Source organism: candidate division WOR-3 bacterium (genome assembly GCA_039801725.1).
GTDB lineage: Bacteria > Hydrothermota > Tepidihabitantia > Tepidihabitantales > DTDR01 > DTDR01.
Genome location: JBDRVE010000060.1, coordinates 1 through 5,433, shown reverse-complemented (window position 1 = coordinate 5,433; position 5,433 = coordinate 1). Strand labels below are relative to the sequence as shown.

6 protein-coding genes are annotated in these 5,433 nt (G+C 30.5%); 2 read left to right on the top strand and 4 right to left on the bottom strand.

From position 1 onward, the window contains the following. A partial coding sequence (locus ABIK75_08250) for a hypothetical protein (GenBank protein MEO0091080.1) occupies positions 1-337 on the top strand: 337 nt, incomplete at its 5' end. Beyond that, positions 337-2,517, top strand: a complete 2,181-nt coding sequence (locus tag ABIK75_08245; GenBank protein MEO0091079.1) for a YfhO family protein — start codon at positions 337-339, stop codon at positions 2,515-2,517. The genes ABIK75_08250 and ABIK75_08245, both read left to right, overlap by 1 nt. Here the strand turns inward: ABIK75_08245 and ABIK75_08240 are convergent. Genes ABIK75_08240 through purQ form a run of 4 tightly spaced genes read right to left on the bottom strand, consistent with a single transcriptional unit; the run spans position 2,474 to position 5,098 of the window. Beyond that, positions 2,474-3,004 (bottom strand): archaemetzincin family Zn-dependent metalloprotease, encoded by a 531-nt coding sequence (locus tag ABIK75_08240; GenBank protein MEO0091078.1) that lies wholly within the window; start codon positions 3,002-3,004, stop codon positions 2,474-2,476. The two genes, ABIK75_08245 and ABIK75_08240, sit on opposite strands and share 44 nt — an antisense overlap. Continuing rightward, a complete protein-coding gene (locus ABIK75_08235) occupies positions 2,994-4,097 on the bottom strand; it encodes an FAD-dependent oxidoreductase (GenBank protein MEO0091077.1) in 1,104 nt (367 codons plus the stop codon). Before ABIK75_08235 ends, ABIK75_08240 begins: the two co-directional genes overlap by 11 nt. Then, positions 4,084-4,389, bottom strand: a complete 306-nt coding sequence (locus tag ABIK75_08230) for a (2Fe-2S)-binding protein (GenBank protein MEO0091076.1) — start codon at positions 4,387-4,389, stop codon at positions 4,084-4,086. The genes ABIK75_08235 and ABIK75_08230 overlap by 14 nt, the downstream gene beginning before the upstream one ends. Beyond that, positions 4,370-5,098 carry a phosphoribosylformylglycinamidine synthase I gene (purQ, locus tag ABIK75_08225; protein MEO0091075.1) on the bottom strand — a complete coding sequence of 243 codons (729 nt, stop codon included), beginning with the start codon at positions 5,096-5,098 and terminating at the stop codon, positions 4,370-4,372. Before purQ ends, ABIK75_08230 begins: the two co-directional genes overlap by 20 nt. Positions 5,099-5,433 lie beyond the last annotated feature (335 nt).

The following is a 5,433-nucleotide window of genomic DNA, read 5'->3' as shown; positions in this document are numbered from 1 at the left end:
AATTGGTATTGAAAGTGAAAGACCAGAAAGAAAGGGTGGCAAAAGCAAATCCTTTTTTAAATTAGCATCCTTGGCAATTGACGGTTTAATCAATTTTACTACTCTACCAGTTAGACTAATCCAACTTTTCTCTTTGTTTTTTATCTTCCTAACCTTTATTCTTTTTATTATTTTTCTTATTGGTAAAAGTAAAATAATTTTAATTTTTACTCTTTCTTCCTTCTTTTTAAGTATTCTTTTTATTTCTCTATCAATTGTTGGTGAATATCTTTTAAGAATCCATTTTGAATTAAAAAGAAGACCACAATATATTGTAAAAGAGACCCATAATATTTAATGAAAAGGAAAAAATTATTCTATCTTTTAATCGCCCTTATTTTAATTCTTTTTTTCTATAAAGAGATTATCTTTAAGGAAAAATATTTATGGGATGATATTTTATATCAATGGTATCCCTTTTTAACATATTTAAAAGAAAGTATAAAGAAGTTTAAACTGCCTGTTTGGAATCCTTATGTCTTTTCCGGTATGCCTTTTTTAAATGATATCCAATCGCAAGTTTTCTATCCTTTAAATTATTTCTTTCTTTTTCTTAATGGCTTAAAAAGTTTAACCTATTATCAGGTAGAATTGATTGTAATTTTTCACATTTTATTAATCTTTCTCTTTTCTTTTATCCTATTAAAGAGTTTAAAGATTGATGAGGAGATTTCTTTTATTGGCTCCTTGATTTTAACTTTTTCATCTTTTGTTACTTTAAGAACTATCCAACTTGGTCCTTTGGCGGTTTTTACTTATTTTCCAATTGTCAGTTATTTTTTCTTTAAATTCCTAAAAGAAAATAAAATTAGTAAGAATGCTATTTATGGTGGAGTTATCTTTGGTCTCTCTTTTCTGGCAGGCTATCCACAATTCTCATTATTTTTAATCTATAATCTTCTTTCTTATTTTCTTTTGAATATTATTATCAATAAGAAGTTTAACCGCTTCCAATTTATTAATCTTTTTATCTTCTTTTTGGTTGGTTTGGGAATCGCAATGGTTCAGTTTTATCCCAGTTATAAATATCTTCCTTTTACCGTAAGAAAAAAATTAACCTTTGAAGAAGCCAGTGATGGCTCCTTATCCTTTTTACAGTTGATTAATATCTTTATTCCCAAATTTTTTGGCAGTGTTAGTGGCGAAGGTACTGATACCATATTTTACTGGCTTTATCCTTTTGGTCATTATTATTGGGAAACAGGAATTTATTTTGGAATTTTACCTTTCTTTTTTGCCCTTTATGGTTTAATCTATTCCCAAAGAAAAGAGAAATATCTCTTTTTTATTCCAGCAATTATTGCCCTATTTTTTGCCTTTGGTAAAAACTTTTTCTTATATAATTTACTTTTTAATATCCTACCAGGTTTAAAGCAGTTCCGTTTTCCTTCCCGGTTTTTAGCAATTTATATTTTTAATATGATAATTTTATCTGCCTTGGGAATAGAAACTTTTTTAAAAGATAAAGAGAAAAAGAATTTTTATAAATTTCTAATTATCTTCCTAATAATTTCAGTCGTTCTCTTTTTGATATTTAAAGGAAAGATTCCTGAAAGGTTTTATAAGAATAGCGAAAACCAATTTTTTATCTATCTTTTCTTTTTAATCGTTACAATTTTTATCTTCTTCTTTAAGATAAAGAAGATAACTGTTTATTTGATAATTATCGGTTTGATAATTTATCTTGATTTATTTATCTTTGGTAGCAAATTTAGTAAATCACCAATTAGTGATGAAGATTATTATCCCTATACTACCTTGGTTAGGCAATTTCAATACGAAAGAGAAAAGGAATTTTTTAGGATAAATTCAAGAATAGATAGTTATATGATATTGAAAAGAAATGAAGGCTGTTTATGGAAATTGGAATTGTTAGAAGGTTATACTCCTTTAAATCTTGCTAATTTCTCAAGTTTTCATATTAATCGGGAGCGAAAATGTGAACTTTTAAATGTGAAATATAAAATTAAGGTTGAACAAGGAAGAATGGAACTAATAAAAAATGAAAGTTATTTGGAAAGGGCAAGACTTTATTATGATTATATAGTTGTTAATGATGAAAAAGAGATTTTAGATTTGTTAAATTCCGATACCTTTGATATTTATAATAGAATAATATTGAAAAAAGATATCCCTAACTTTAATAAGAAAAGCGAAAAGGATAAGATAAATAACTTTCTAAAAATTATTAAATATGATATTGATGAGATTGTTATTGAATTGGAGACAAATTATCCAGCAATCCTTTTACTTTCGGAAATCTATTATCCCGAATGGGAAGTAAAAGTAGACAATAAAAAAGAAGAAATATACGAAGCAAATTATCTTTTAAGGGCGGTACCAGTAAAAGAAGGAAAACATATCGTTAGATTTTATTATAATAAGAAAAATATTTTAATTGGTTTAACTTTATCCCTTATAACAATTACTTTTGCTATCTTCCTTTTAACTTTTTTAAGCAGAAAGGACAAAAATTAGGACCTTTTCTATCAGTATCAAATATTGAATTGGAAAAGAACATAACACATTTTGGGTCCCCACAATGTTTTAAATTGAATAGATGACCAATCTCGTGGGTTGCCTCTTTTAGAGCCCTTATATAAAATAATGATTCATTTGTCGGCTTATTATAAAACTCTTCTCTTAATCTTGTTAATGAGATAACTGCTACCTTTTCTAATGGTGATGCCAAGCCAAATATAAAATTTAATCCTTTTACATATAAATCCACATCGCAAATCCCTAAAACTATCTTATTTTCATAACCCTTCTTTCTTAACTCGCTAATAAAGTAATTGCCATCATATTGCCTTCTCTTTTTAGAATAACCCGATTTCGGCAAAGAAATTTCTTTTTCAATAATTACTGGTATTTCAAAGGTTTTGTAAAGTTCTTTTTGTAAATAATTTAAGAGATTGTTCTCAATTAAAAGAAAAGGAACAAGGATGATGGTATCAATTACCACTTCTCAGTTTCTTTAAGCCAACCAATATTTTCTTACTATAAGGACTTTTTCTTAAAAGAGAAAGATATTTTTTCCTCTCTTCTTTTAATTCTTTTGTCTTTTCAGTTTCGCCATAAACCTTTTCGTAGGCTGATATACCAGCAATTTCTCCTTCTAACATTGCGGTTGATGCCTCTTCAATTCCCGCAACATCACCACAAACAAAAATATTAGGAATAGAAGTTTCATAATTCTCATCATAATAGGGCACAAAGCCACCCAGTTCGGGAATATATTTTAATTGCGCATCTATCTGCCAAAGTAAATCGGTAAAAGGAGTTAAGCCAACCGCCAAACAGATAAAATCAACCTTTAAGCGTTTTTCACTCCCTTTTATTATCTTGAAATTCTTATTCACCTTGGCAATCACCGCTCCTTCGACATAATCTTTTCCAATTGCCTTGACAATAGTATGGGAAGTTAAAATCGGTACGCCACACCTTTTTAATTTCGCATAATGGACATACCAGCCAGTTACCTTTGGCAAAATCTCAATCACTGCTGCCACTTCAATATCTGCCTGTAATAATTGATAGGCAACAATCAAGCCGATATTACCACTACCAACCATTAGACATCTTCTTCCTGGTCTTACGCCATATTGATTTACCAAGGTCTGAACCGCACCAGCACCATAAACACCTGGCAGGTCATTATTCTCAAACAAAAGAAAATTCTCATAGGCACCAGTAGCAAGAATTAAAACATCACAAGTCACCTTGATTAACTTCTCTTCGTTCACAACCGCAATAACCTTCTTATTATCTTCTAAATATAAACCAACTGCGCAACTATTTAAGAGAAGTTCAATATTATCTCTCTTTCTTATCTCTTCTTCTAAAATCTTGGCAATCTCAAAGCCCCTTAAACCACAATATAACTCTTTTGAGCCAAAGAATTTGTGGGTCTGCTTTACTAATTGGCCACCAACATAAGGGTTTTCATCAATCAAAAGAACTTCGCCACCTAAATCGGCAATCGTAATCGCGGCTTTGGCACCTGCTGGTCCAGCACCAATCACTACAATCTTTCTTTCTAAATCATTGGCGTTCAATTCTCATTCCCTCCTTTAATCTGGTAATACAAACCATCACATTCCTTTTGCCATCAACTTTCATCAGACAAGAAGAACAACGACCAATCGCACAAAAAAATCCCCTTTTCCTTTTCTTCTCTTTCGTAATGTGAAAGACCTTGATGCCATTGGCAATTAAGGCGCAGGCAATTGGCTCATCTTCATAACCATAATACTCCTTTCCTTCAAAATAAAACTTAACTAACCTCTTCTTCTCAAACTTCAAAATTGGGTGTTCAAAAATTCTTGGGCTATAATTCTCTTTTGGCATACTCCACACCATTAATAAAAAATTTCAAACCATCCATTCTATTTTTTCTCAATGGATGATGTAAAGGAAAAATAAACCTTTCTGGATGGGGCATAAGTCCAAAAATTCTACCCGTCCTATCACAAATTCCCGCAATATCTTCTAATGAGCCATTAGGATTATCAATATAAGTTAAGGCAATTTGGCTATTTTCTTTCAATATTTTTAAAACCTCTTTATCATCAGTAAAAAACTTGCCTTCGGCATGGGCAATCGGCAACTCAATAACTTCATCTAAATCTTTGATAAAAGGGGTAGGAGAGTTGTAATTCACTTTTAAGGAAACCCAACGACACTCAAACTTTTGGGAATCATTAAAGGTCAAAGTAACTTTTGGAGGCGAAAAATAGTCATCAAAGCCAGGCAAAAGTCCTGCCTTACATAAAATTTGGAAGCCATTACAAATACCAATTATCAATTTACCTTCTTTAATGAAACTCTTAATCTCTTCTTGAAAATGGTATTTAAGTTCGTTTGCCAAAATTTTACCAGCCGAGATATAATCACCATAAGTAAAACCACCAGGCAGGCATAAGATATGAAACTCCTTTAACAACTTCTTATTTCTTTTGAGATAATTGATATGGAATTTAGAGACTTCGGCACCTGCCTTTTGAAAGGCAAATTCGGTCTCTTCGTCACAATTTGTTCCGCTACTAAAAATTATCAAAACCTTTACCTTGCTAACCACAAGATATAATTAAAATAAAAATTTATTAAAAATCAAGAAAATAAAAAGATGTCGCAATCTTTCCCAAGATTAGATAAAAAAAGTGGTAACCTTTTTGGCTTCTTATCCGTTATATATATAGAAGGAAATTAAATAAAAAGGGGGATTTATGAAGTTTTATTTAACGGATGAAGAGAAGAAGAAGATAAGAAATTTGGGGTTTTTAAAGGTAAGTCAGGTTGCCTATTTCTTGGATGTTAATCGCCAAACAGTCATTAACTGGATTAAAAAGGGATACCTTAAAGCCAACTACCTAAAATTCTATAAGAGAAAAA